The organism is Pseudoalteromonas sp. Z9A6, assembly GCF_011378805.1.
GTDB lineage: Bacteria > Pseudomonadota > Gammaproteobacteria > Enterobacterales > Alteromonadaceae > Pseudoalteromonas > Pseudoalteromonas distincta.
On record NZ_WTKZ01000001.1, the window covers coordinates 19,987 to 43,516 of the forward strand.

The window sequence follows — 23,530 nt, forward strand, 5'->3', positions numbered from 1 at the left end:
GTTTGATGTTTTTGTTTACAAGTTAGCTCTAAAAATTAACCACCTAACATAGATAAATTAGTGGTGATGCCCGTATTACCTTGATGCAAAAGATGAGTTGGCTTCTTAGTTTTAATATAACGAGATAACAAGGCCATTAATTCACTATGCGAACTATCGTTCATATATTCTCTTAGCGAAATACCCTCTTCAGAAAACAAACACAAGTGCAGATTTCCTTTTGCTGTAACCCTTAATCGGTTACAGGTACTACAAAAGTCGTTACTGTAAGGCATTATTAAACCAATTCTGCCTTGATAATCGGGGTGGGCAAACTCTTGAGCAGGACCTGCTGATGCACTACGCGCAACTTGCTGCCAGCCCGTTTGTAGTAGCTGAGTTTTTAAAACTTGCCCAGAAACATGGTTAGCATCAAAAAAGGCTTTGTTGTCGTTTGTTTGCATCAATTCTATAAAGCGGATGGTGACGGGGCGGTGTTTAACCCAATTTAAAAATGTATCAAACTCTTTTGCGTTGTATTGCTTCATCAGCACGCTGTTTATTTTTACCGAATCAATACCCGTTTCAAGCGCAGTATCAATACCTTTCATTACTGAGGTAAATTTGTCATGCCCAGTGATGGTGTTAAACATGCGTGAATCTAAACTATCAATGCTTACATTAATGGCGTTTAAGCCTGCATCTACCCAGTCATGAATATTCTTATGAAGAGAAAAACCATTGGTGGTCATTGCAATTTTTTTTATGCCCGCAACATCTTTTGCCGCGCGAACAACATCTATAAAGTCTTTTCTAAGGGTTGGCTCTCCGCCAGTGATCCTTACTTTTTCAATACCATGGTGTGCAAACGCTTTAAGCGTATTGCTAATTTCATCAATTGTGAGGAAGCCACGGTCATGACCGCCCTGATAACCATCTGGTAAACAATAAACACACTTAAAATTACATACATCCGTAATAGACAAACGTAGGTAACTAAACTCTCGCCCTGTTGGGTCGATTAGCATAAATAAACCTTAACTAATATCAACACGTAATAACAACCTAATACCAATTTGCAATAATGCTTAATCGTTTAATTAAGCAAACTGGTATAAACAACGCTACCTATTGATACATAAATAATAATTACATAAATATATTTAATAACTTAAAGGGGCAGCATAAAACATACCCCTTTAATTATTTTTGTTTTACGCTTCTAAGCCTTTTTTAAGTTCGCTTGGCTTCATTGGTAGGTCACGTAAACGCACGCCTACAGCATTAAACACAGCATTACCAATAGCAGGAGCGACCCCTATAACACCAGGTTCGCCTAAACCAACTGGAAACTCATCGCTTTGTAAAAATTCAATGTCAATATCTGGCGCATCTTGCATTCTTAGCGGTAAATAAGTATTAAAGTTAGTCGCTGATACCTGTCCATCTTTATACGTATTTGATTCATGCAATGCAAGGCTGCTGCCCCATAGTAACGACCCTTCAATTTGCGCCAGTGCGCCATCAGGGTGAACTATTAAGCCCGCATCTACAACAACATAGAGCTTTTTAAGCGTTATTTTACCACTATCACGGTTAACGTGAACATGCGCTGCGGTTGCAAGCCATGCTGGCATGGTACGTTCTTGCCCTGAGCTTACAGAAAAACCAATGCCCTCATCTTTAGCTAATTTAACAGAAGCTACTTTATCAGACACCGTTTTAAGCACATTACGTAAGCGCAGTGCTCCACCAACGCTCTCAGGTGCTTTACCCGCTTGCTTGCCTTTACCGTCTAACATTTCAATTCTAAATTGAACTGGATCTTTGCCTTGCTTATGGGCAATTTCATCAATAAACGACTCAAGGCTCCATGCAATCCAGCCAGGCCCTACTGAACGTAACCAACCAGGAGTAAAGGTGCTTTGTGCAACTTCGTTATTAATAGCACGTGCACGATGACTGCTCATGCTATACCAATGATCAGCGCCCGATGCCGAAAATGCATCAAATTTACCTTTGCCATCAACACCCGGTGATAAAAACCCTGGTGCCATAGCTTTAGTAGGCCAACCAGCGGCAAATGCATGTTCCATTCCTGTGAAGGTACCATTTTTATCAAACGACGCCGTCATTTTTGCAGCAGATGCAGAGCGAGACTGATCGAATAAACTATCATCTGCTCGTGTAAATACCAGTTTTACTGGTTTACCTACTGCTTTTGCAGTTAGAGCCGCAGGTACAGTCCAATCACCAAATAATCGACGACCAAAACCACCACCTAAATAGTAAGGACGGATAATTACTTTGTTTTGTTCTATATCGAGTGCTTTAGCAAGCGCTGGTAACGTAAGTGACTGCCACTGGTTACCAGTATGAATAATCCAATTTCCGTCTTTAAACTCTGCAACCGCATTTAATGGCTCTAGCTGATAATGACTCGCTGTCGCTGTGGTATACATTGATTCTAACGACTCACTAGCGTCTGCTTGGGTTTTCTTTATATCGCCTTCATCAACAAACAAAGTGCCCGAGTCGCGTTGCTCGCATAATCGCTTACCTTCTTTTTGAATATCAGCTTCAGATATATTTGCCGACTCACCCTTTTTGTAACTCACCTTTAAAGCATCTACTGCTTTAATGGCACTTGGGTAACTATCAGCTAATACAACAACCCAGCCTTGCACTGTGTTACTAGGGTCATTTAAAATTTCATAGCCTTTGTAACCTTTAATTGCTTTTGCTGCACTATCGTCAACGTTTGTTACTGTGCTGCCATAGCGAGTTGGTGGAATAACTGGACGCGCGTACAGCATGCCTTCAACTTCTACATCTATCCCATATACTGCTGTACCATTTGTTTTGGCTGGTATATCAAGCGCTTTAAAGTCTTGTTTAAGCCCAGTTAAATGACGTTTATTAGCAGGTTTTAGTGGAAGGTTTGCAACTTCATCACTGGTAAATGTACGATTAAACTCGCCTTTTTTAACTATGTCAGCATAACTAACCGATTTTTCGCCTGCAATAATGTAGCCCTTTTCAGCACGACATTTATCTGCAGGCACGCCGAGCATTTTCGCTCCTGCTTCTATTAATGCAATTCGACCCGCAGCGCCGGCTTGAGATAATGGCTTAAAGCTTTGAAATACAGACCATGAACCACCCGTTACCATAAAGCCCCATTTTTCATGAGTATCTACGTAGGTAATTGATACTTTATCCCAATCACATTCAAGTTCATCAGCCACAATACGCGCAAGAGCAGTACCGATATGTTGACCCATTTCAACTTTAGCAATACTCACTTCTACGGCGCCGTCGGTGCTCATAGTCCACCAAATAGTGGGTGAAAAAGCCTGTTGCGCAATTGATTCTTTTGCACTGAGCGAACCCGAAAATAACGCAGGGGCAAACGCCATGACTAAGCCTGCGCTAGCAGTGCCAATCATAAACGAGCGACGATTTAAATTAACGGTTTCGCTATTTTTTTGAAATAATTTTTTCATTATCGGCTCCAGTTAAGCGTCTTGTGCATTTGGATCAAATATATTTACTACACTTTGTGACTCATCTGCAGCGCGTTGAATAGCAGTTTTAATACGTTTATAAGCCATACAGCGACAATAGTTACCATTCATATGGCTTACTATTTCTTCATCTGAAGGACTTGGATTAGCTGCCAGTAATGTAGCAGCTTGCATTATTTGCCCCGACTGACAGTAACCGCACTGTGGTACTTGCTCTTCAACCCATGCTTTTTGAAGTGGATGTTCGTTATTAAGCCCTTCAATTGTGGTAATGTTTTTTCCTGCAATTGCGCCAATTGGTAAAACACATGAGCGAGTTGCTTGCCCATCTAAATGCACCGTACACGCACCACACATTGCAATACCGCAACCAAACTTCGTACCTTTTAATCCAATTTCATCGCGAATAACCCATAACAATGGTGTATCTTCACTTGCGTGTGATTCAACCACCTTGCCATTAATTGTAAACGTCACCATAGCTTGCCCCTTGATTAAGCTTTATAACCTGCGTTTAAATTGTTTAATTTAAACTAAGGTTATAACAGTTAAGATTGTTGTAACTACTAATCCATAACACATATAGTTACCGCATCAGCTACATTAACACTAAATACCATAACCACTACACTAAAGCGTTAGCGCAGCTAAAACTTATTTTGCCCTACTACTACTTTATCACTCATTTTTAGCTATAAAATTACTTAGCTGCTTTTGAGTATCTATGTCTACACTCGCACTACTTAAACTAATTGTATTGACGACCTCACTGCTGGAGCGCAGTAATTGCTGCGCACCTCTATCTGAAGTTAAGCTTGCAAGCTGAGATAAATCAACCGCTGGGAATAAAGCGGGTACACCTAAACGCTCGCCATAGTTTGCGCACCAGCGCGATGGGTTACGTTTAAAACCAGTAACTAGCTCACTTAAGTGCGCTACTTTTAGCTCAACCTGATCCGCAAGCATAAATAAAATCCCATCAAAGGACTTATTTTTAAACAAAGTTTGAGAAGCTGTCGCTATTGAATGACCCAAACCTTGGCTCCATTGCTTGTTCTCAATCAGCTCTATGTTTTTATAGCCTGCCAGTACTTGCGCTACTTCTTTATGCCATGCCCCGGTAACTACATACACGGGCGTGTCATCAAGTGCTTGCAGTGTATTTACAGCATGCTCAATCATTGTTTTGCCAAAGCCAATATCAGCTGTTAATTTACAGCCGTTAAAGCGAGATGATTGCCCTGCGGCTAAAACAACTTTTGCAATTAGCACGGCTCCTGCCCCCAATGACTTAGTGATTGGGCATCTTTATCACACAGCACTGCATGTATTTCGCTGATCAGCGATAGTGCAATACTCTCTGGCGAGTCGCCGCCTAAATTTAAACCGACGGGCCCAAAAACAGGAGACTTAATTTGTGAAACACGCGTATTTGCGTGCTCTAAAACTTGTTCACGTCTGTGCTTCGGACCCAATAATCCTATATATTTAAACGGAACATCTTTAAATTGAGCCAACGTACTGGCGTCAAGTTCAACGCTGTGAGCCATTAGAATAGCCGCATCAACTTTATGGGTTATGCAATATTCTTTTAACTCATTCGGTGTGATGCGCAAAATAGCATCTGCATTTTTAAAATATTGTCTTTTTGCATTAGCCGCGCGTGTATCCCATACCGTTACACTCCAACCAAGTTGTTTGGCAAATGTATAAACCGGAACTGCATCTGCGCCACCACCTACTATTAATAGATGGGGCGGTGGATAAATAGAGGTTTGCAAGCACGTAGCGCCTTGTAATTCTACCAACTGCGCTTTGCGGTTCATTGATAAACCATGCAACTCATCATTTTGCGTAAATACACCACTACCGGCTGGTAAAATGGGGCTTACTTGTTGAAGATATCGCCCTGGTTTATTCTCATTAAGTGCTTTAGATACAAGCTCTAACTGTAAATAGTCATTAGCCTTATGAATAGGCTGCAGTAAAATATGTACTATGCCTCCACAACCAATGCCAAGTTGAAATGTTAAATCGTCTTCATCGGTGGCATCATAACTAATGGTTTTACTGCTTAAAGTACTCATTACTTGTTTAGCATGGCGCTGTATGTCAGCTTCTAAACAGCCACCCGAAAGCATCCCTAAGCGCTCGCCTAGGCTCGAAATAAGCATCATAGCACCTAGCTTTCTGTAGCTAGAGCCTTCAATTTTGTACAAAGCAGCTAAAACCCATTCTTGGTTGTCCCTGTTGGGATACCAAGTGTTTAAGATACTTTTCAAATCTGTAACCATATATTGCCCTTTAAAAAGCATTTTTGCGTTTAAAAACAAATCAGCCTAAACAGCTAATTTAAAACTTAATAATTCACGCACAATTTAGTTTTCTATTATATCGTTTAAAGTCTCAATTAACTCATCAAATTGATCATTAACGCTTTGGCGTTGTTTATCATTTAAGGTTGAGTTTAATTCGTAGAGTAAATTTATATATAAATCTAAGTTTGCTTCATTGGTTTTCAATAGTGCGTCGCTCATATATAGTTCGCGCTCTTTAATAACTGTACTCAACTGATTTATAAATTCTTTTTTTGTTATTTCAACATTTTCAAATACCTGTTTGGCTGCATTCAAACGGGTTTGTTTGTATTCCAACCACAACATTCCAGAGTCTTGATGTTGCTCATTAGTTGATTTAATCAGCGCTTTTTGTTGTTTATTAAGCTTGCCTATCCACTGCTCGTAGTATTCAAATTGCTCTTCCAAACGCTCACTTTTTCGCTCAAGTGGGGTTTGTTCGTTAAACTCTTCGCGTTCGTCGTTAATTTTTATTTGGATATTGTCTAAAAGCTCACCTCTTTGCTCACTTGATAAGGTTGCCCCAAGTTCAGCTAAAGGCAGCTTTGCGTATCCAAGTAGGTTCTGCCAATGTTGTTTTGCAAGCACAACCTGTGTTTTTAATTGTTTAGCCTCCAATGTTTGGTTAAACAATACTTTTATATTTTGTATGTCTTGTCTGTAGGCGGGTAACTGCGTACTTCTATGCCACGCTTGGGTCGAGTTAATAATCTGTTTAAGCTGCTTATTTTGTGTTTTATTTAAATCAATATAATCATCTACCCAAAATGACGAAAGCCAGCTCAAGTTGTTATAAGTGAATGAGGCTGAACAGCTACACAAAAATACCATGCTGATAGCAAAGCATGCATTTATCACTTTTTTAGCTTTAAGATTATTAAGCATCACTTTCCTTATTTTAATTTTATAATTATGAAAACCTTATTTGATAATAATTATCATTTAAGCATTGACTTGCGAGTTAATCTAACTAATAATCATTATCATAAACAAAGTGTACCGACCTCAGTGCCTATGGAAGGATATTCAGCAAGGATGCTGACACATTAAAAGAAGAGCGTGCCGCTTCGTGTTATTACTTACTCGACCCAAGTAATAACATCAAATATCACATTTACTTGCTACATTGCTCATATTAGTGACGGTTAATATGACTCAAAAAAGCCCTAACGGGCTTTTTTTATTTCTTTAAATTTTCTATAAAATCTGTATCTTACACTTCTTAAACTCATTTACTTACCTTAAAAGTCCACCGCGCTATTATTTACATTTTATACGCACGATCTGATAAGGTATCGCCTTGCGTTTGCGCTAAAGCTGGCGTAAAACATAACAGTAGACACCCTTTTTTGCATCTATTTATAGTAACCGATTTAGTCTCTACTTAAATGCATTGAGTATTAAACGTTTAAAATGCGTAAATAGTGCAAAAATTTAATAATTTAGCATTTAACTAAAGTCTGTTTACCTTTCGGGATTAAAACTTGTTCTATTTAGGCGCTATTTAATCGCGGCAAGATATACTGGCCCTAAAACCTATCGAAACTATTACTAATTGGAGACATTAATATGTCACAGTTTAATTTAAAAGCACTCATTCTTGCTGGCGTTTTACTTGCCAGCCCTTTCGCTCATGCAACATTAGAAGATGGCATAAGAGCAGCTAACGAAGGTGAATTTGCAGTCGCCCTAAAAGAATTCCAATACCTAACAGATAAAGGTTTTGCGCCAGGAATTTACGAACTAGCTAAATTATACGAAGGTGGATACGGTGTAACACGCGATTACCGCAAAGCAGCTGCACTTTATCAACAAGGCGTTAAAAAGAACCATGCTGATTCGATGTTTGCTCTAGCTGTTTTATACGATGAAGGTAAAGGCGTTAAACTTGATCATCAAATGGCAGTTACCTTATTTGAAAAAGCAGCTAAGAAGAATTTACCTGCAGCTCAATTTAATTTGGGCGTAATGTACGCTAATGGCGTGGGTGTTACACGAGACTATGAAGCGGCACGTAACTGGTACGAAAAAGCAGCTGCAAACAATTACTCTTTAGCGCAATTTAATTTAGCCCTCATGTATTTTGAAGGACTAGGTATGCCGAAAGATTTAGAAAAGTCATATATTTGGAATACTATCGCTGAGTACAACGGTAATATGCAAGCGAGTCATAGCCGTAAACTTGATGAGCGTAAAATGCTGCCTAAAGAAATTGAAGAAGCTAAAGAAAAAGCCGATGCCATTTATGCAAAAATACAAGTGGGTACCTATGCTGGCGAAGGTCGCTTATTTTAAAGTCTTATTTTAGAAGTTTAAGACCGTAGCTTTAAACTAATCTAAAAAAGGCTGAATTACATAATGTAATTCAGCCTTTTTAATATATCTTGATTAGCAAGTTAACACTTATTCAACTTTACCAAATCAGCACCCTATTATTTTATGTAAAGCCACTTTAGAAGCTTAATAATAAGTTTGCTTTGTTTTAGTAGCATAACAATGCGAGGATTAAACGAGCCCGATACTAACGTATTTTTAGCATGGCTAAACGTTAAAAACCCTTCTATACCATGATAATGCCCCATTCCTGAATGCCCTACACCACCAAAGGGAGCATCATCAGCAGTTACTTGCACTAAGGTGTCGTTTATTGCCACAGTGCCACTGATTGTTTGCTTCATAATGTATTCTTGAGCGTGCTTATCTTGGCCTAAAATATAAAGCGCTAATGGGTGATGATGAGCTTTAATATAGTCAATTGCGCTGTCGAGCTTTTCATAACTCATTATTGGTAGTATTGGACCAAATAACTCATCTTGCATAAGCTGCATTTCGTCAGTTACTTGAGTTACTAAATGCAGCCCCATACGGTGCTTTTCTTCGTCTTGCTGGTTTTGCTCAAGTGGCTTAATAATGTTTGCACCCAGTTCTTGGGCTTGCTCTAAGTAGGTTGCCAAACGTTTATAATGCGCATCGCTAATGATAGAAGTTAAGTTTTTACCTTCAACACCGTCTTTAAAATGCTTTTTATACAACTCGCATAATTGCTGAATAAGCTGATGCTCAAGCTCTTTGGGTACAAATACGTAGTCGGGTGCAACGCATATTTGCCCTGCGTTGGCCATTTTGCCAAACAGTAAGGCTTGTGCCGCTTTTTTAATATCGGCATTTTGCGTAATAATAACTGGCGATTTACCACCGAGTTCAAGCGTTACCGGCGTTAAGTTACGACTCGCTGACGCCATTACTAATTTACCTATGTTCGTAGAACCCGTAAATAATAAATGAGCAAATGGCAGTGATGAAAACTGTGCTGCAACATCACTCGCCCCTAGTATTATTTTACAATGAGCTTGCAGATCATCTTTAAAGATTTTTTCGATAACGGCGTTTGTATGAGGTGTGAATTCGCTTAATTTAAGCATCACTCTATTACCGGCAGCTATGGCGGTAAGCACAGGTACTAACGCTAACTGAATCGGGTAATTCCACGGTGCAATAATACCAACCACACCTTTGGGCTGATAATTAACACTTACTTTTGAAGGCCATAAGCTTAAACCCACAGAGCGATCACTTGGCTTTGCCCATTTTGGCAATTTTTTAATAATGTGCGCGAGTGTTTGCACTGTAGGTAATATATCGCCTAGTAATGTATCGAAAGCGGTTCTGTAACCAAAGTCTTTTGAAGCAGCATCTACTAGCTCTTGCTCAAGTTCAACAATACGTACACGGAGTTTTTTCAATAAAACGAGACGTTTATCAATTGGCAAGTAAGGCGTTTCGAGAAAGATTTTTTGTAATTCATCAAACTGGGGAATTAAAGGCATTGCCTGTGATGTCTCAGTGCTCAAAATAGGTTACTCAATTTTTAAAGTTATTAACGACTATAACCTTGTTCTGTTTTTCGAGCAATAACACTAATTATCTAAAAAAGAGCTTCTTAAGCAATATAAATAAGCATAAAGAGTAGCTTTGTTTAAAACTGTAAATATAAACAAAGCTACTCTGGCATAGATTGGTTTGAACTAATTTAGTTCAGCTTTAAAAGCCAAATACTTGGGCTGCAATCGTCATTGTAACCAGCGTAATTAATACAATAGCCACAATGTTTAGCACAAAACCCGCTCTTATCATGTCGCGCATTTGAATTTGCCCAGAGCCAAACACAATAGCATTTGGTGGTGTCGCTACCGGCATCATAAACGCACAACTACACGCTATAGCTGCAGGAATAACCCAAACCAATGGTGAACCTGTTATAGACTCTGCAACGGGCCCTAACAAAGGAAGAAAGCCAGCAGCAGTCGCTGTATTGCTTGTGATCTCAGTTAAAAACGTAATTAATGCCACAACAACAAGTACACTCATAACAAGTGGAATAGTGCTAGCGCCTTCAATTAGGTGAGCAATAAATTCAGCAAGCCCTGATGACTTAATTTGAGATGCAAGTGTAAGCCCGCCACCAAATAATAATAAAACGCCCCACGGCACTTTAGCTGCGCTTTCCCAATCAAGGATACGCTCATCTTTGCCTTTATTCGCTGGCATTACAAACAACAGCAATGCCGCTGCAATTGCAATAGTAGTATCTGAAATATTAAGACCTGTTATGTCACCTAATAGAGGTCTAAATATCCAACACAGTGCTGCTAAAACAAACACAAATAACACGCCTTTTTCGGCGCGCTGCATTATACCTAGGCTTTTTAACTGCGTTGAAAACACCGCTTTTGTATCAATTTTTTGATCGTTTTTAATATTAGCATCTACTTTATACGCAAATTTAGTAAGCCAAACCCAGCTAATAATTAGCATGCCTAAAGACAGTGGTACGCCTACAATCATCCATTGCGCAAAGCCAATTTCTATTTGGTAACTATCTGACAAGTAAGCAGCCATTAAAGCATTAGGCGGAGTACCGATTAAGGTAGCAATACCACCAATACTTGCACCATAAGCAATTGATAACAGTAAAGCCTTACCAAAACCTTCATTACTCGGGTCTGATTGCTTTACTAAATTGGTAATCGAAAGCGCAATAGGCAGCATCATTACAGCTGTTGCGGTATTAGACATCCACATCGACAAAAATGCGGTTACCAGCATCATGGCTAAAATTTGCAAGCTTGGCTTTTTACCCGCATATAACATGGTGCTTAGCGCAATACGTTTATGTAAGCCCCAACGCTCCATAGCAATAGAAATTAAAAAACCACCTAAAAATAAAAATATTAGCGGGTGCGCATACGGGGCAGCCACGCTTTTAATTGCTGCTATATCAGCAAGTGGTGATATTACCAGAGGGAGCAAAGCAGTTGCTGGAATTGGTACTACTTCGCTCACCCACCACGATGCCATCCAAAATGCTAAACCTGCGGTTTTAAATGCCGCTACAGACATACCCATTGGTGGATCGAGTAAACATGTCATTAGCATTACTACAGGGCCTAGTATCAAAAAAAGCCATTGGAAATGTCTTTTCTTATCTGGTTTTTGCGTGAGTATATTATCTGTCATGGCAGGCCTCTAAAATTTGTATTTAAGACCAAGCGCAACACTGCTGTCGTCTTGTTCTTCTAAATTAAGGTCGGTGTATAAAAGGTAAGCAGTTGTTTGCTTATCAAATACATAGTCAAGGCCCGTAGTCCATTGTGTTGCCTCAGAAGTTTGACGAAGTAAAGAGTCATCTTTAGCAAACTGTAATTTAGGTACCCATTTATCAAGCGTATAGCTTGCACTTAACACATAACCGCTACCTGATTTTATACCATCTGTTGATTCTGAATGCTGATACAGTGCACCAAGCTGTAATTGTTCAAATTTATAGGCTGCTGCTATTCGGCTCGCATTAATATTATTAAGAGAATCAACATGGCTTAATGATAAGTAATATGAGGTTTTTTTTAAGCTACGATCACCATAAATAAAAGTTGCTGCAAATCCAGCTTCGTTATCTTTGTTGTCGTCTTTTGGAGCATAAGTAAACGAAAATTGCGTATTATGCCAATAATTAGAAGTGTATGTTAGCGTATCACCAAGTCTATCTTGTCCTGCAATAACTTGGGCTATGTCACCTTGGGTTTCATTAAAGTTATCAACTTTGCCTTCAGAGTATTTAAAGCGAGTATCATTTCTTCCCACTACAAGCTCGCCAAATTGACCTTTTAAACCAAGATAAGTATTCCTTGCACTAAATGGCTCTTCGGTGTCATCTTGCTCAAAGCCTTTTACTTGCACTTCGTATTTAAAAACAACGTTTAAATATTCATTTAATTTGTGTTGCCCTTGAATGCCTATACGCGAAAATGGCGCTTCAATCTGCGTGCCTTCTTCTGCGTAACGCATAATACCCGTATCTGTATTAGCAATTTGAACTTCGGCTTTACCATAAACATCATATTCAGTAGCGCAAGCCGTGTACGAGTAAAAAGCAAAGCTACTTATTGAAGTGAGTAAAATAGTAGAGTGTGTAAACTTTATCATTATGTGTCCTAATTATTAGAATCTACTTGTTGTCAGACCTAATAAGGCAACTTTACTGCCAATGGTAAAATACTCTTATATTTCAGGCGCTTAATGGATACTGCATATAAAAAAAGAGAATAAATGTGCGGTTTCCCACACACCATAAAAACGAAGTTGTCACATAAACCACACAATTTAGTCAATAAACATATCGCGGTTTAAATTGTATTTACTCATTTTATCGTAAAGGGTTTTACGAGCGATTTGCAGTGTATCCATCGTATTTTTAATACTGCCATGGTTACGCTCTAGGGCTTCTTCTATTAACGACTGCTCATAAAAAGCAACTTTTTCAGATAAGCTTAAATCGGGAGAAAGCTCACCTTTAGCCTGCGTTTTGCTAACACTAAAAGCAAGTTCTACTCCTAATAAAACCGCGCGCTCAGCTTGGTTTCTAAGCTCCCTTACATTACCAGGCCAGTCGTACGCTAAGAGTCGCTGTTGTATTTCGCTATTAAGAGGTGCTGGCGGCTTGTGATAGCGTGTTGCTGCAATAGAGCTAAAATGCTTAAACAGTAATACTATATCTGCTTTGCGAGCTCTAAGAGGCGGTATATCTACTTTTACCAAGCTTAGTCGATAATATAAATCTGCTCTAAATTCACCTTTTTCAACTAATAAAAGCAAATCTACTTTAGTGGCTGCAACAATTCTTATATCTAATTCAATTGCTTTATTATCACCTACTGGAGTTACTTTTCGCTCCTCTAATACGCGTAATAATTTAACCTGCAACGACATTGGGGTACTTTCTATTTCATCTAAAAAAACGGTACCGCCTTGTGCAAATTCAAACTTTCCCTTACGCGTGTGAGTTGCTCCTGTATAGGCGCCACTTGCAGCACCAAATAACTCACTTTCTATCAACTGCTCAGGTACCGCGCCGCAATTTATAGCCACAAAGTTACTTGCTGAGCGAATACTTTGATCATGTAAGTAACGCGCTACTAGCTCTTTACCGGTGCCAGTTTCACCTTCAATCATTACATCAGCGGGAGTATCAATAACCGTATTGAGTAAATGCATCATATCTTGCATTTTAGGAGTATCACCTAGTATTCGTACACCCGGCGCTGAGGTTTTTTGTACAGCAAGTTTTAGTGCACGATTTTGAATCACTAAGCTACGCTTGTCGCATGCTCTTGCTATGCAATCAAGTAATGTTTCGTTGACTGGTTTTTCAAATAAGTCATACGCGCCTAATTGCATAGCTTTAACAGCAATGGTTACATCGGCGTACCCAGTTAAAAATATAACCGGCAGTTCGCTATCAAATGCCGTAACTTGCTCAAGCAAAGTAAGCCCATCCATTGCAGGCATATTTATATCACTCAGTACAACACCCATAAAACGTCGATTAAGCTTTGTTAGTGCGGTACTTGCATCATTAAAACACTCAACTGTATAGCCTTCGAGGGTAAGTAATTGCTTTAATGAATCTCTGATCATCGCTTCATCATCAACTACAATGATGTGCTTACACGGTGAGTTTTCAATCATCTGTTTTATCCTGCGTGCTTGATAGACTGATTATAAACTCAGCCCCACCTTGCAGTCGATTGTGCGCACTTAAAGAGCCATTAAACGAATCAATGATTTGTTTTGAAATAGATAATCCAAGGCCTAAACCGTTACTCTCTTTAGTACTATAAAAAGGTTCGAAAATATTACCAAAAGCGTGTTGCTCTATCCCAGGCCCAGTATCTAAAATTGAGAGTTTAACTCGGTTATCAAAACACTCAACATTAAAACTTAATTTACGTATTATTGCGCCATTCATAGCTTGGCTCGCGTTGGTTATTAAGTTAACCAACACTTGCTCAAATTTAAGTGAATCAACCCACACTATTAACCCACTATCTAAATTAGGCTGCTCTACGTGTACGTTATCTTGCTTTAGTTGTGAGCTGGCAATCATCAAGGCGTTATTTAATAAACCAGCTAACGGATAAGGCCTTAATTGAGTTTGTGATGGTTTGCTAAAATGTTTTAGCTGCCCCACTATTTTGTGTACGCGACCTACAAGCCCCTCAATCACCGTTATGCTTTCGCCAAGTGCGGTGTAATTTTGCTTAGCGAGTAAACGTTTGGCGCTTGCTAGGTAAGTATTCATAGCGCTAAGGGGCTGGTTTATTTCGTGATTAATACCTGCGCTTAACTGCCCAATTGTTGCAAGTTTTGCTGATTGAACTAATGCAACTTGCGTTTTCTCAAGCTCTTGTGTGCGCTCAATCACTTTTTGCTCAAGACTATGCCTAGAGTAAACGAGCTTTTTATAACCCGCAAAACGAGCAAGTAAACTATAACCAACAATAATAACTAAAGCATAAATGCTAAATGCCCAAAACAAGCGTATTAATTGAGCTGAATTTACTTTTGTTATATCAACAAGTACGTTCATATGTGCACTAAAATAACGCAGTGGTTTTGTCGCACTCACATAAAGGTTTTTATTAATTTTAAAATGCGAAATACCCTGGCTCTTATATTGAAATTGCTTAATATATACAGGTTGATGATCTAAATAAGCACGGCGTAATTTTATATTACGTCGCTTTGTTATATCAAACTCGCTGAAGCTATTTAAACGCCATGTTTGCATATCAGACATCGCAATTATATTATCACTAAGCTCTAAATAAAAATGGCTACCTTTAGATGTATTTAAAAGCTCTCTGTCGTTTTCAAATTTGCTTACATTCACTTTTAATACAACAACACCAACCGCTTTGTTGTCGTGATAAACAGCCTGCGAAAAATAAATGCCACGCTCTTTTGAACGCATACCTAGTGCAAAGTAGGCCACTTTTTCACCTGCAAATGCACGTTTAAAGTAAGGTCTAAAGGCAAAGTTACTGCCTAAAAATGTGTAATCGGCTTGCCAGTTACTACTTGCCGTTACTGCGCCTTGGGCATTAAGTACAAATATATCTGATGCACCACTGGCTTGTTGTATATCAGCTAAGTAATTATTTATAGCGTTGTAATGGGCTTGGTCGCCGTTTGCAAATTCAATCATTAACTGATTATAAGTAAGTAGCTGGGGAATAGCCGAAAAACGAGCGAGTTCAGTATCAATGTAATTATTTAATTGAGTAACCTGACGCTGCGCTTGAGCTGTTGCTTTTTCAATATCGTGAGCGCGGCCTACCCAAAATGTAACAACCAAAATTAATACTAATAATATACATACTGTAATTATTTTTTTAGAAAACGTAAACATGGCCTACCCGAGAAATAGCCTAAAAATTTAAGGTCGCTAGTGTAACGACTTATATGAGGCAGGGATATAAACTTTTTGTTAACAAATGAATTTAATTATACTTATTAATTAAATCTAGTCCTAAAAACAAAAAACACCACAAACAGGTGTGCTTGCAGTGTTTAAGGTTTAGAACAAAATTAATACGTTATTAATTTGTAGCTAAAGCTGATCTGTTTTTTAGGTATTTGTATAAACCAATTAATGAAGCAGCTATCCAAAATATTTCTATCACAAAGCTAGCTAAATTAAAGTTATAGCAAAGGCTAATTAACAACAAAATCGCCCCTGTTAAATTCATCATATTATACGTTAGGCTAGATGGGGACGTTTTTCCTAGCTGCAGTAAGAAAAATGAACCAACTACTAAAAAAGTACCTGTCATACCTATGATGTCAAATAAGAGTGCTATCACGAAACTATCCTTTATCCATTTTTAAATAACCCAATAAACTGGCCCGATCCATGGGGAGGGTATTTTTTCATTCATTGAAACAGCAAACCGAGCGATTCTATCAATATGGTAAATTCTAACAAGGCCATATGTCCGTATGAAGAAATTTTACTGTATCTGAATTATTTAAAAGTTACTTTGCCACCAATTATTTTATAGGCAGGCGCACCACGAATAATCGCTTCTCGGGCAAAAGGCCGACTGCAATTAGGGCAAATACAGGGCTCGTGTGTAAAGTCTTGACTAATACGCTCTTTAAAACACTTAACTAATGCTCCTTTGCCTCCTTTTCGATATTTAAATAGGGAAGCTTTACAAGCAGAGCAAAAAATATCGACCGTTTTAGTAGGGCCTTTTTTATTGGGTTTTGCCATTAAGTCCTGCTGTACTATATAAAAAATTATTCTTTATGATACCAGTTTATAGCAATTCGTTTAATTAAGTGATCTATTTGAGGGTAGAAAAACGTGTTGATAGCTAGGCGAAAATTCGCTATTTAATTGTCCTAAATGAGAATTTTTTAACACAGGGAGAGATACATTAAGCCTCGCAAAATGATTAAGTATTATTGCTCATTGGTATTAGGTGGGTAAAGGTGACCACTGGGTTTTAGAATTTTTACGCGGTATAGTTATTAAAGTGAGCTCATAATAATTTAATGATGATGAAAAATATAACCTAATCTTTGAAAAAGAAGCGGTTTAATTGAGATGATAATACATTCATATTAAAAGGTTTGATTATAAACCCTGATACTTTAGCTGCAATAACTTGCTTAACTTTATCTCTACTATCCTCACAGGTAACCATCAACACAGGAATATCGGCAAGGGCTCTGTCTTTTCGAATGTTTGTGAGTAAATCAACACCATCCATTTTTGGCATATGAAGATCTGTAATAACCAAATCGAAATGTTGGTCACGCAATAAAGCCAAAGCTTGTAATCCATCAGTAGCTTCAACGATATTGCAATACTCCAATTTTCTTAGCATATTAATTAAAACATGACGCATGAGCGGCATATCATCAACTACTAATATTTTCATTAATACCGCTACCAAATCATGTAAATACGATTATATAAACCTACTCTACTCTCAGGTAAGAATCAAACCGGGCATTAACGGCTACTCAACCCTTACGGCCAAATACCTAAAATAAGCCCCATTAACGAAAACTGTAAAATACAGTAACTCCCGTTAATTAAAAATAGCTTTAAAGGGCGTTGCTCAAATATATAACTTAACCCTAGTGAACTACTGATCCAAAAAAAGCCGATCACAAAGCCTGTTCCTATACACTCAACTAAGCTTGCGTCTTTACCTAAAAATAGAGACAACATTAAAGCCGCTATAAATACTAAAAAGAAGCTGCCGCCAAATATCAACTTGGGATTGGCTGATTGTAAATCAAGGTCAGTTAAGCCAATACTTTCTAGCCAAGCGTTTTTAAAGAGTGCTTTTGAGTACCATATGCCGCCAAGCATAAAAGAAGACAATGCAGCCACCAGTATTGCAAAATAATCTACATCTAAAAGGTTCATACAAACAGCCGTATACAAAATGTGTAATACCGTTTGGTATTAAATATTAACGGTATAAAGATACTCTCAATGTAGTTACAAATAAGGTATTGAGCAAATTGCTTAACTTGAGTTAATTGCCTTTATGAAGAGTAATTTTAAAAATAAAGGCTATAAATCGCCAAATTTAGCGTCAGTTAACGCCGCTAAATTAGTTGGGGAGAGTGCGATTTCTAAACCTCGCTTTCCGGCGCTCACATAAATAGTATCAAAAAGTGAAGCACTACTATGAATAAACGTAGCTAAGCGTTTTTTTTGTCCAAGTGGACTTACTCCCCCTAAAATATAACCAGTGCTAGCTTGAACTTTTTGCGGGGCAGCCATGGCTACTTTTTTGGCACCACATAATTTTGCTAACTGTTTTAAGTTAACTTGTTGCGACACAGGAGTAACAGCAACAATTAGCTGCCTTTCGTGTGTTTCAAGAACGAGGGTTTTATATACTTGGGCGCTATCTAAATTTAACTTTTCAACAGCTTCAAGCCCATATTGACTATTACCTGCATCGTGTTCGTAACTGAGTACTTCAAAGGGGATTTTTTGTTTTTTAAGTAATTCGATTGCTGGGGTCATACTATTTAATCGTGTTTTTTTTAACAGTAACAAAAATAAAATTTAAAGCAAAAAAAACGACGCTAAAAAGCGCCGTTTCATTATTAATAATTTAAATTTACTTGGTTAAATCATCAAAAAACTTTTTAACACCGTCAAAAAAGCCTTGCTCTTTAGGACGATTTTTCGAGCTATCTGTACCCATACTTTCATCTAACTCTTGCAGTAGTTCACGTTGACGCTCGTTAAGATTAACTGGCGTTTCGATTACTACCTTACAAATTAGATCGCCTTGGGCACCACTTCGAACAGACTTAACGCCTTTGCCACGCATACGGAACATTTTGCCCGTTTGCGTTTCAGAAGGTATTTTAAGTTTTGCACGACCATCAAGTGTAGGCACCTGAATTTCGCCACCAAGACCTGCTGTTGTAAAGCTAATTGGTACTTCACAGTATAAATTATTTGCTTCACGCACAAATATTTCATGTTCGCGAACAGATACTTGCACGTACAAGTCGCCAGATGGCGCGCCGTGCATTCCGGCTTCACCTTCACCAGTTAAGCGGATACGGTCTCCTGTATCAACGCCAGCTGGAATTTTAACTGAAAGCGTTTTAGTTTTTTCTACGCGGCCCTGACCATGACATTTGTTACAAGGGTCTGAAATAATCTGACCTTGTCCCTGACACGTTGGACACGTTTGCTGAACAGCAAAGAAACCTTGGCGCATTTGTACTTGGCCAGCACCATGACACGTAGTACATGTTTTAGGCTTAGAACCTGCTTTAGCACCACTGCCATCACACGGCTCACAACCCACCCATGTTGGTACTTTAATTTCAACTTCTTTACCACGAACCGCTTCTTCTAAGCTCAAGTCCATGTTGTAACGTAAGTCAGAACCACGTTGTTGACGAGATTGACGTCGACCACCGCCGCCACCAAAAATATCGCCAAATACGTCACCAAATACATCACCAAAATCGCCATGACCGCCACCAAAGCCGCCATGACCACCGCCACCGCCTTGCTCAAATGCCGCGTGACCATGTTGGTCATACATTTGGCGTTTTTGAGGATCGGTTAAAATCTCGTAAGCTTCTTTAACTTCTTTAAATTTAGTTTCAAGCTCTTTATCGCCTGCGGTACGATCTGGATGATATTTCATCGCTAAGCGTTTATACGCTTTTTTTATGTCTCGCTCACTCGCATCTTTGCTTACGCCGAGGGCTTCGTAATAATCGCGTTTTGACATATCTATCACACTACTCTTTTCTGTTTGCAGCGTGAGCTGCTGGATAAACCGATAAATCGCATCGATTTATCATTGAATTTTTAAACCTTAAATACATGCAAAAGGCGCGACAAGCTATTGCTCGCGCGCCTCAATTGTTCATCCTAACCTAAACACTCGATTGAGTTAAGTGTTTTGGCTAGCGAGAAGCGTTAGCAACAATTACTTGTCGTCTTTCACTTCTTCGAACTCTGCATCAACAACGTCGTCGTCTTGCTTAGCTGATTGCTCGCCTGCATCTGCTGAACCTTGCTGTGCTTTCGCTTGTGCAATTTCCATTAGTTTTTGAGACTTTTCAGCAAGAGCTTGAGTTTTAGCTTCAATCTCTTCTTTGTTGTCGCTCTTAATAGCAGCTTCTAAATCTACAACAGCCGCTTCAATCGCTTCTTTGTCTTCACTTGGTAATGCATCGCCAGCTTCTTCAATTTGCTTACGAGTACCGTGTACTAGAGCATCAGCTTGGTTACGAGCAGCTACAAGTTCTTCAAACTTTTTATCGTCTTCAGCATGTGCTTCTGCATCACGAACCATTTTTTCAACTTCTTCATCGCTTAAGCCTGAAGATGCTTGAATTGTGATTTTTTGCTCTTTACCTGTATCTTTATCTTTCGCAGATACATGTAAGATACCATCGGCATCAACATCGAATGTTACTTCGATTTGCGGTGTACCACGTTGTGCTGGGCGAATACCTTCTAGGTTAAATTGACCTAAAGATTTATTGTCGCTTGAACGTTTACGCTCACCTTGTAACACGTGAATTGTTACAGCAGATTGGTTATCTTCAGCTGTTGAGAATGTTTGCGATTTCTTAGTAGGAATCGTCGTGTTTTTCTCAATTAATGCAGTCATTACTGAGCCCATTGTCTCAATACCTAGAGATAATGGAGAAACGTCTAGTAATAGTACATCTTTAACGTCACCAGCAAGTACACCACCTTGAATCGCTGCGCCTACTGCAACTGCTTCATCAGGGTTTACGTCTTTACGTGGTTCTTTACCGAAGAAATCAGCAACTGTTTTTTGTACTAAAGGCATACGTGTTTGGCCACCAACAAGAATAATATCGTTGATGTCGCTTACTGATAAATCAGCATCAGCAAGTGCACGTTTAAGTGGCTCTAGAGATTTAGTTACTAAATCTTCAACTAGTGATTCAAGCTTAGCACGTGTTAGTTTCACGTTCATGTGCTTAGGACCAGATGCATCAGCAGTTACATACGGAAGATTTACTTCAGTTGATTGTGCAGATGACAGTTCAATTTTTGCTTTTTCAGCAGCTTCTTTAACACGTTGCATTGCAAGAGGATCCGTTTTTAAGTCTAAACCTTGATCTTTCTTGAATTCAGCTACTAGGTAGTTGATTACACGGTTATCGAAATCTTCACCACCTAAGTGAGTATCACCGTTTGTAGCAAGTACTTCAAAAGTGTGCTCGCCTTCAACTTCATCAATTTCAATGATTGATAAATCGAAAGTACCGCCACCTAAGTCATATACTGCAACAATGTTTTCGCCACGGTTTTTATCCATACCGTAAGCAAGTGCCGCAGCAGTTGGCTCATTGATAATACGTTTAACTTCAAGACCCGCAATACGACCAGCATCTTTCGTTGCTTGACGTTGTGAATCGTTAAAGTATGCAGGTACTGTGATTACAGCTTCAGTTACTTCTTCACCTAAGAAGTCCTCTGCCGTTTTCTTCATTTTTTTCAGTACTTCAGCAGAAATTTGTGGTGCAGCGCGTTTTTCGCCACCCGCTTCTACCCATGCATCGCCGTTATCAGCTTTGATGATTTTAAACGGCATAATGCCGATATCGCGTTGTACTTCTTCGTCTTCAAAACGACGACCAATTAAACGCTTGATTGCAAATAATGTGTTTGTCGGGTTAGTAACCGCTTGACGCTTAGCAGATTGACCTACTAATGTTTCGCCGTCTTGCGTGTAAGCAATAATAGACGGGGTTGTGCGATCGCCTTCCGCGTTTTCAATAACACGTGCTTTGCCACCATCAAGTACTGCAACACAAGAGTTTGTAGTACCTAAATCGATTCCAATAATTTTACCCATGAAACTTCTCCAACTTCAATATTCGTTAATACGTTCGATGACATAGTAAATAGGGATGCGCCAAACTTATTTCAACTGTAAAAATGAAAAAAAATTCATTTTTTGTGATTTATTTACAAAATAACCCTAATAATTGTAAGGAATGGTGATTTTTGCACCGCCAGAGACGTTTTTAATTACTGGTCTGACTAGTTTGGTTGTGTTATAAATTTATTAAATCGCACTATAAAAGGACATCTTCATGCATTTTGAACAATTACTTCTACAAGCTGCAAAAATTGGAAGTTCAGACAATACCGAACAATTAACTAGCACAATGCAATTTCCAGAAAACTGGTGCCAAGGCAGAACTGCCTTTGGTGGGCTCTCAGCCGCACTGTTGTATCAAGCTATCAGAGGAAAAGTATCTAATGATCGTCGCCTACTCTCACTCAGTACAAATTTTGTAGGGCCATTACTAGCTGATACTCCTTTTTCGTTATCGGTAGAAATATTACGACAAGGTAAAAGCAGCACACAAGTACTTGCCAAAGCCATTCAAAATGAACAAGTGTGTGTAATTGTACAAGCGTGTTTTGCTAAAAGTAGAGAGTCGGGTGTAAATGTGCCAGTTTCAAAGTCTTTAGGATTAAAACCGGTAGACGAGCGCCATACTCTACCTTTTATTAAAGGCCAGATGCCTGAATTTTTTCAACATGTTGATTTATGTCCTCAACAAGGTGCCATGCCATTTAGCAGCGCAGAAACTTCTCACTTAGGGGGGTGGATGCGCTTTAAGCACACCCCAGAGCAAATAACAGAAGCGCATGTAATTGCATTAACAGATGCATGGCCACCTACGTTATTACAAATGTTTAAACAACCCGCTCCAGCTAGTAGCATGTCATGGTATTTAGAGTTTGTACAAGAGCCAAACTTAACACCTGGAGAATGGCTTGGCTTTGAAGCAATCACTCATCATTCAAAAGATGGCTATGGTTTAGAAGATGGCTGTATATGGTCACAATCCGGTGAGCTAATAGCGCTTACACGTCAAACAGTGGCGTTATTTGATTGATGAATGGGTTTGGCCTTCATCAACAATTCTTTTATAAGTACCGTTTTGCTTGATGAGCGCCAAACCAATATCAAACTCAGTAGCTAAAGAGAAGTTATTAAAATAAGCAGGTCGCTCTGCTTTTGGAAATAAAGTGTAAATTTGCACAGCTTCGGGTGATTTATGTTGATTGTAGTAATAGTAAAAAATACGCTTATCTAACACAATTATATCCACCCAACCTTTTAACAGCTTATCTACTTGCGCTTTTTGATTAATAACCTCTTGATATGAGCTAAAGTGTTTAACATTACTTTTAAATATAGAAGGCAGATATGCAGTTGCATTTTGAAAAGCAAGAACGTTTTTATTAAACATGCCTTCTATTTCATCAATATTATATTTATTTCGCTTGAGTGTAATGGCTACATTTTCATAACTAAGTACCGGTTTACTTGGGTAAATACCAGGACTACTTCTTCCTGCATAATTTAAAAGTATATCCACTCCTTTATTATGCAATTGATGCTCAGCGCGTTTATTCGACATATATTGCACATTAATATTGGCAAATCCATTAGCCTTTAACGCGGCTTTGATTAAACCTAGGTGTATACCCGAGTCTGTTTTTGCAAAAACATAGGGCGGGATTGATGCGCTCGCGGCGATAATTACTTCTCGCTCTTTATTAATAGCCACAGCATTTTGCGAGAAAATAAAGAGCCACATTAATATGCAGTACAAATAATATTTCAAACGCTTCCTTTATATAACGAGCAGCTTGATGGCAGAACGCGTTGTATTAATGTATTAAATATAGCAAAATTGAAGAAATATTCTTCTTGCTTGGTATTAAATTGCAAACTGTCTGCCCCTGTTGTGATC

The 23,530-nt window shown here is 38.8% G+C and carries 21 protein-coding genes; 2 read left to right on the forward strand and 19 right to left on the reverse strand.

Translation table 11 applies throughout. From position 1 onward, the window contains the following. Window positions 1-35: 35 nt before the first annotated feature. The 6 genes from moaA to GQR53_RS00095 all read right to left on the reverse strand — a co-directional run bounded on the left by moaA (window position 36) and on the right by GQR53_RS00095 (window position 6,748). The gene (moaA, locus tag GQR53_RS00070; RefSeq protein WP_165742511.1) at window positions 36-1,007 is read right to left on the reverse strand and encodes a GTP 3',8-cyclase MoaA; all 972 of its coding nucleotides are present in this window, start codon (window positions 1,005-1,007) and stop codon (window positions 36-38) included. 186 nt (window positions 1,008-1,193) lie between these two features. Further along, a complete protein-coding gene (locus GQR53_RS00075; protein ID WP_165742512.1) occupies window positions 1,194-3,485 on the reverse strand; it encodes a molybdopterin cofactor-binding domain-containing protein in 2,292 nt (763 codons plus the stop codon). Window positions 3,486-3,497: 12 nt separating this feature from the next. Continuing rightward, window positions 3,498-3,986, reverse strand: coding sequence for a (2Fe-2S)-binding protein (locus GQR53_RS00080; protein ID WP_007582016.1), 489 nt, complete (start codon window positions 3,984-3,986; stop codon window positions 3,498-3,500). A gap of 198 nt (window positions 3,987-4,184) precedes the next feature. Beyond that, on the reverse strand, window positions 4,185-4,778 hold the full coding sequence (locus tag GQR53_RS00085; protein WP_165742513.1) for a nucleotidyltransferase family protein: 594 nt from the start codon (window positions 4,776-4,778) through the stop codon (window positions 4,185-4,187). Continuing rightward, the gene (locus GQR53_RS00090) at window positions 4,772-5,800 is read right to left on the reverse strand and encodes an XdhC/CoxI family protein (protein ID WP_165742514.1); all 1,029 of its coding nucleotides are present in this window, start codon (window positions 5,798-5,800) and stop codon (window positions 4,772-4,774) included. Before GQR53_RS00090 ends, GQR53_RS00085 begins: the two co-directional genes overlap by 7 nt. 84 nt (window positions 5,801-5,884) lie before the next feature. Continuing rightward, entirely contained in the window at window positions 5,885-6,748 is an 864-nt protein-coding gene (locus GQR53_RS00095; protein ID WP_165742515.1) for a DUF6279 family lipoprotein, read from the reverse strand. A gap of 684 nt (window positions 6,749-7,432) precedes the next feature. On the opposite strand from GQR53_RS00095, the gene GQR53_RS00100 reads away from it, so the two are divergent. Continuing rightward, window positions 7,433-8,158, forward strand: coding sequence for a tetratricopeptide repeat protein (locus GQR53_RS00100; RefSeq protein ID WP_165742516.1), 726 nt, complete (start codon window positions 7,433-7,435; stop codon window positions 8,156-8,158). A gap of 137 nt (window positions 8,159-8,295) precedes the next feature. Here the strand turns inward: GQR53_RS00100 and GQR53_RS00105 are convergent, their stop codons facing one another. From GQR53_RS00105 to dnaK, 12 genes are all read right to left on the reverse strand, one after another. Beyond that, window positions 8,296-9,714, reverse strand: a complete 1,419-nt coding sequence (locus GQR53_RS00105) for a coniferyl aldehyde dehydrogenase (RefSeq protein WP_197098430.1) — start codon at window positions 9,712-9,714, stop codon at window positions 8,296-8,298. 190 nt (window positions 9,715-9,904) lie between these two features. Then, window positions 9,905-11,380, reverse strand: coding sequence for an SLC13 family permease (locus tag GQR53_RS00110; RefSeq protein ID WP_165742517.1), 1,476 nt, complete (start codon window positions 11,378-11,380; stop codon window positions 9,905-9,907). Between the two features lie 9 nt (window positions 11,381-11,389). After that, window positions 11,390-12,346 (reverse strand): porin, encoded by a 957-nt coding sequence (locus tag GQR53_RS00115; protein WP_165742518.1) that lies wholly within the window; start codon window positions 12,344-12,346, stop codon window positions 11,390-11,392. Between the two features lie 177 nt (window positions 12,347-12,523). Further along, on the reverse strand, window positions 12,524-13,888 hold the full coding sequence (locus GQR53_RS00120) for a sigma-54 dependent transcriptional regulator (protein WP_002959078.1): 1,365 nt from the start codon (window positions 13,886-13,888) through the stop codon (window positions 12,524-12,526). Further along, a complete protein-coding gene (locus GQR53_RS00125) occupies window positions 13,881-15,611 on the reverse strand; it encodes an ATP-binding protein (RefSeq protein ID WP_165742519.1) in 1,731 nt (576 codons plus the stop codon). The genes GQR53_RS00120 and GQR53_RS00125 overlap by 8 nt, the downstream gene beginning before the upstream one ends. A 190-nt stretch (window positions 15,612-15,801) precedes the next feature. Then, the gene (locus tag GQR53_RS00130) at window positions 15,802-16,065 is read right to left on the reverse strand and encodes a hypothetical protein (RefSeq protein ID WP_024595558.1); all 264 of its coding nucleotides are present in this window, start codon (window positions 16,063-16,065) and stop codon (window positions 15,802-15,804) included. A gap of 161 nt (window positions 16,066-16,226) precedes the next feature. Beyond that, a complete protein-coding gene (locus GQR53_RS00135; RefSeq protein ID WP_002959073.1) occupies window positions 16,227-16,478 on the reverse strand; it encodes a hypothetical protein in 252 nt (83 codons plus the stop codon). 304 nt (window positions 16,479-16,782) lie between these two features. Further along, a complete protein-coding gene (locus GQR53_RS00140; RefSeq protein ID WP_165742520.1) occupies window positions 16,783-17,151 on the reverse strand; it encodes a response regulator in 369 nt (122 codons plus the stop codon). Window positions 17,152-17,243: 92 nt separating this feature from the next. Continuing rightward, window positions 17,244-17,648 carry a DUF1761 domain-containing protein gene (locus tag GQR53_RS00145; protein WP_002959069.1) on the reverse strand — a complete coding sequence of 135 codons (405 nt, stop codon included), beginning with the start codon at window positions 17,646-17,648 and terminating at the stop codon, window positions 17,244-17,246. A 150-nt stretch (window positions 17,649-17,798) separates the two neighbouring features. Then, window positions 17,799-18,260, reverse strand: a complete 462-nt coding sequence (gene ybaK, locus GQR53_RS00150; RefSeq protein WP_024604031.1) for a Cys-tRNA(Pro) deacylase — start codon at window positions 18,258-18,260, stop codon at window positions 17,799-17,801. Window positions 18,261-18,357: 97 nt separating this feature from the next. After that, window positions 18,358-19,497 (reverse strand): molecular chaperone DnaJ, encoded by a 1,140-nt coding sequence (gene dnaJ, locus GQR53_RS00155; protein ID WP_002959065.1) that lies wholly within the window; start codon window positions 19,495-19,497, stop codon window positions 18,358-18,360. Window positions 19,498-19,698: 201 nt separating this feature from the next. After that, entirely contained in the window at window positions 19,699-21,609 is a 1,911-nt protein-coding gene (dnaK, locus tag GQR53_RS00160) for a molecular chaperone DnaK (protein WP_165742521.1), read from the reverse strand. 241 nt (window positions 21,610-21,850) lie between these two features. Here dnaK and GQR53_RS00165 point away from each other — a divergent pair, with 241 nt between their 5' ends. Next, window positions 21,851-22,666, forward strand: coding sequence for a thioesterase family protein (locus GQR53_RS00165; protein ID WP_165742522.1), 816 nt, complete (start codon window positions 21,851-21,853; stop codon window positions 22,664-22,666). Here GQR53_RS00165 and GQR53_RS00170 read toward each other — a convergent pair. Beyond that, window positions 22,655-23,401: a transporter substrate-binding domain-containing protein gene (locus tag GQR53_RS00170; protein WP_165742523.1), complete on the reverse strand. Its 747-nt coding sequence runs from the start codon at window positions 23,399-23,401 to the stop codon at window positions 22,655-22,657. The genes GQR53_RS00165 and GQR53_RS00170 overlap by 12 nt on opposite strands. Window positions 23,402-23,530: the final 129 nt, after the last annotated feature.

Bases quoted from the DNA above. Each gene is read 5' to 3' on its own strand.
- moaA (WP_165742511.1), bottom strand. From the start codon at position 1,007: ATGCTAATCGACCCAACAGGGCGAGAGTTTAGTTACCTACGTTTGTCT.
- GQR53_RS00075 (WP_165742512.1), bottom strand. From the start codon at position 3,485: ATGAAAAAATTATTTCAAAAAAATAGCGAAACCGTTAATTTAAATCGT.
- GQR53_RS00080 (WP_007582016.1), bottom strand. From the start codon at position 3,986: ATGGTGACGTTTACAATTAATGGCAAGGTGGTTGAATCACACGCAAGT.
- GQR53_RS00090 (WP_165742514.1), bottom strand. From the start codon at position 5,800: ATGGTTACAGATTTGAAAAGTATCTTAAACACTTGGTATCCCAACAGG.
- GQR53_RS00095 (WP_165742515.1), bottom strand. From the start codon at position 6,748: ATGCTTAATAATCTTAAAGCTAAAAAAGTGATAAATGCATGCTTTGCT.
- GQR53_RS00100 (WP_165742516.1), top strand. From the start codon at position 7,433: ATGTCACAGTTTAATTTAAAAGCACTCATTCTTGCTGGCGTTTTACTT.
- GQR53_RS00110 (WP_165742517.1), bottom strand. From the start codon at position 11,380: ATGACAGATAATATACTCACGCAAAAACCAGATAAGAAAAGACATTTC.
- GQR53_RS00115 (WP_165742518.1), bottom strand. From the start codon at position 12,346: ATGATAAAGTTTACACACTCTACTATTTTACTCACTTCAATAAGTAGC.
- GQR53_RS00120 (WP_002959078.1), bottom strand. From the start codon at position 13,888: ATGATTGAAAACTCACCGTGTAAGCACATCATTGTAGTTGATGATGAA.
- GQR53_RS00125 (WP_165742519.1), bottom strand. From the start codon at position 15,611: ATGTTTACGTTTTCTAAAAAAATAATTACAGTATGTATATTATTAGTA.
- GQR53_RS00135 (WP_002959073.1), bottom strand. From the start codon at position 16,478: ATGGCAAAACCCAATAAAAAAGGCCCTACTAAAACGGTCGATATTTTT.
- GQR53_RS00140 (WP_165742520.1), bottom strand. From the start codon at position 17,151: ATGAAAATATTAGTAGTTGATGATATGCCGCTCATGCGTCATGTTTTA.
- GQR53_RS00145 (WP_002959069.1), bottom strand. From the start codon at position 17,648: ATGAACCTTTTAGATGTAGATTATTTTGCAATACTGGTGGCTGCATTG.
- ybaK (WP_024604031.1), bottom strand. From the start codon at position 18,260: ATGACCCCAGCAATCGAATTACTTAAAAAACAAAAAATCCCCTTTGAA.
- dnaJ (WP_002959065.1), bottom strand. From the start codon at position 19,497: ATGTCAAAACGCGATTATTACGAAGCCCTCGGCGTAAGCAAAGATGCG.
- dnaK (WP_165742521.1), bottom strand. From the start codon at position 21,609: ATGGGTAAAATTATTGGAATCGATTTAGGTACTACAAACTCTTGTGTT.
- GQR53_RS00165 (WP_165742522.1), top strand. From the start codon at position 21,851: ATGCATTTTGAACAATTACTTCTACAAGCTGCAAAAATTGGAAGTTCA.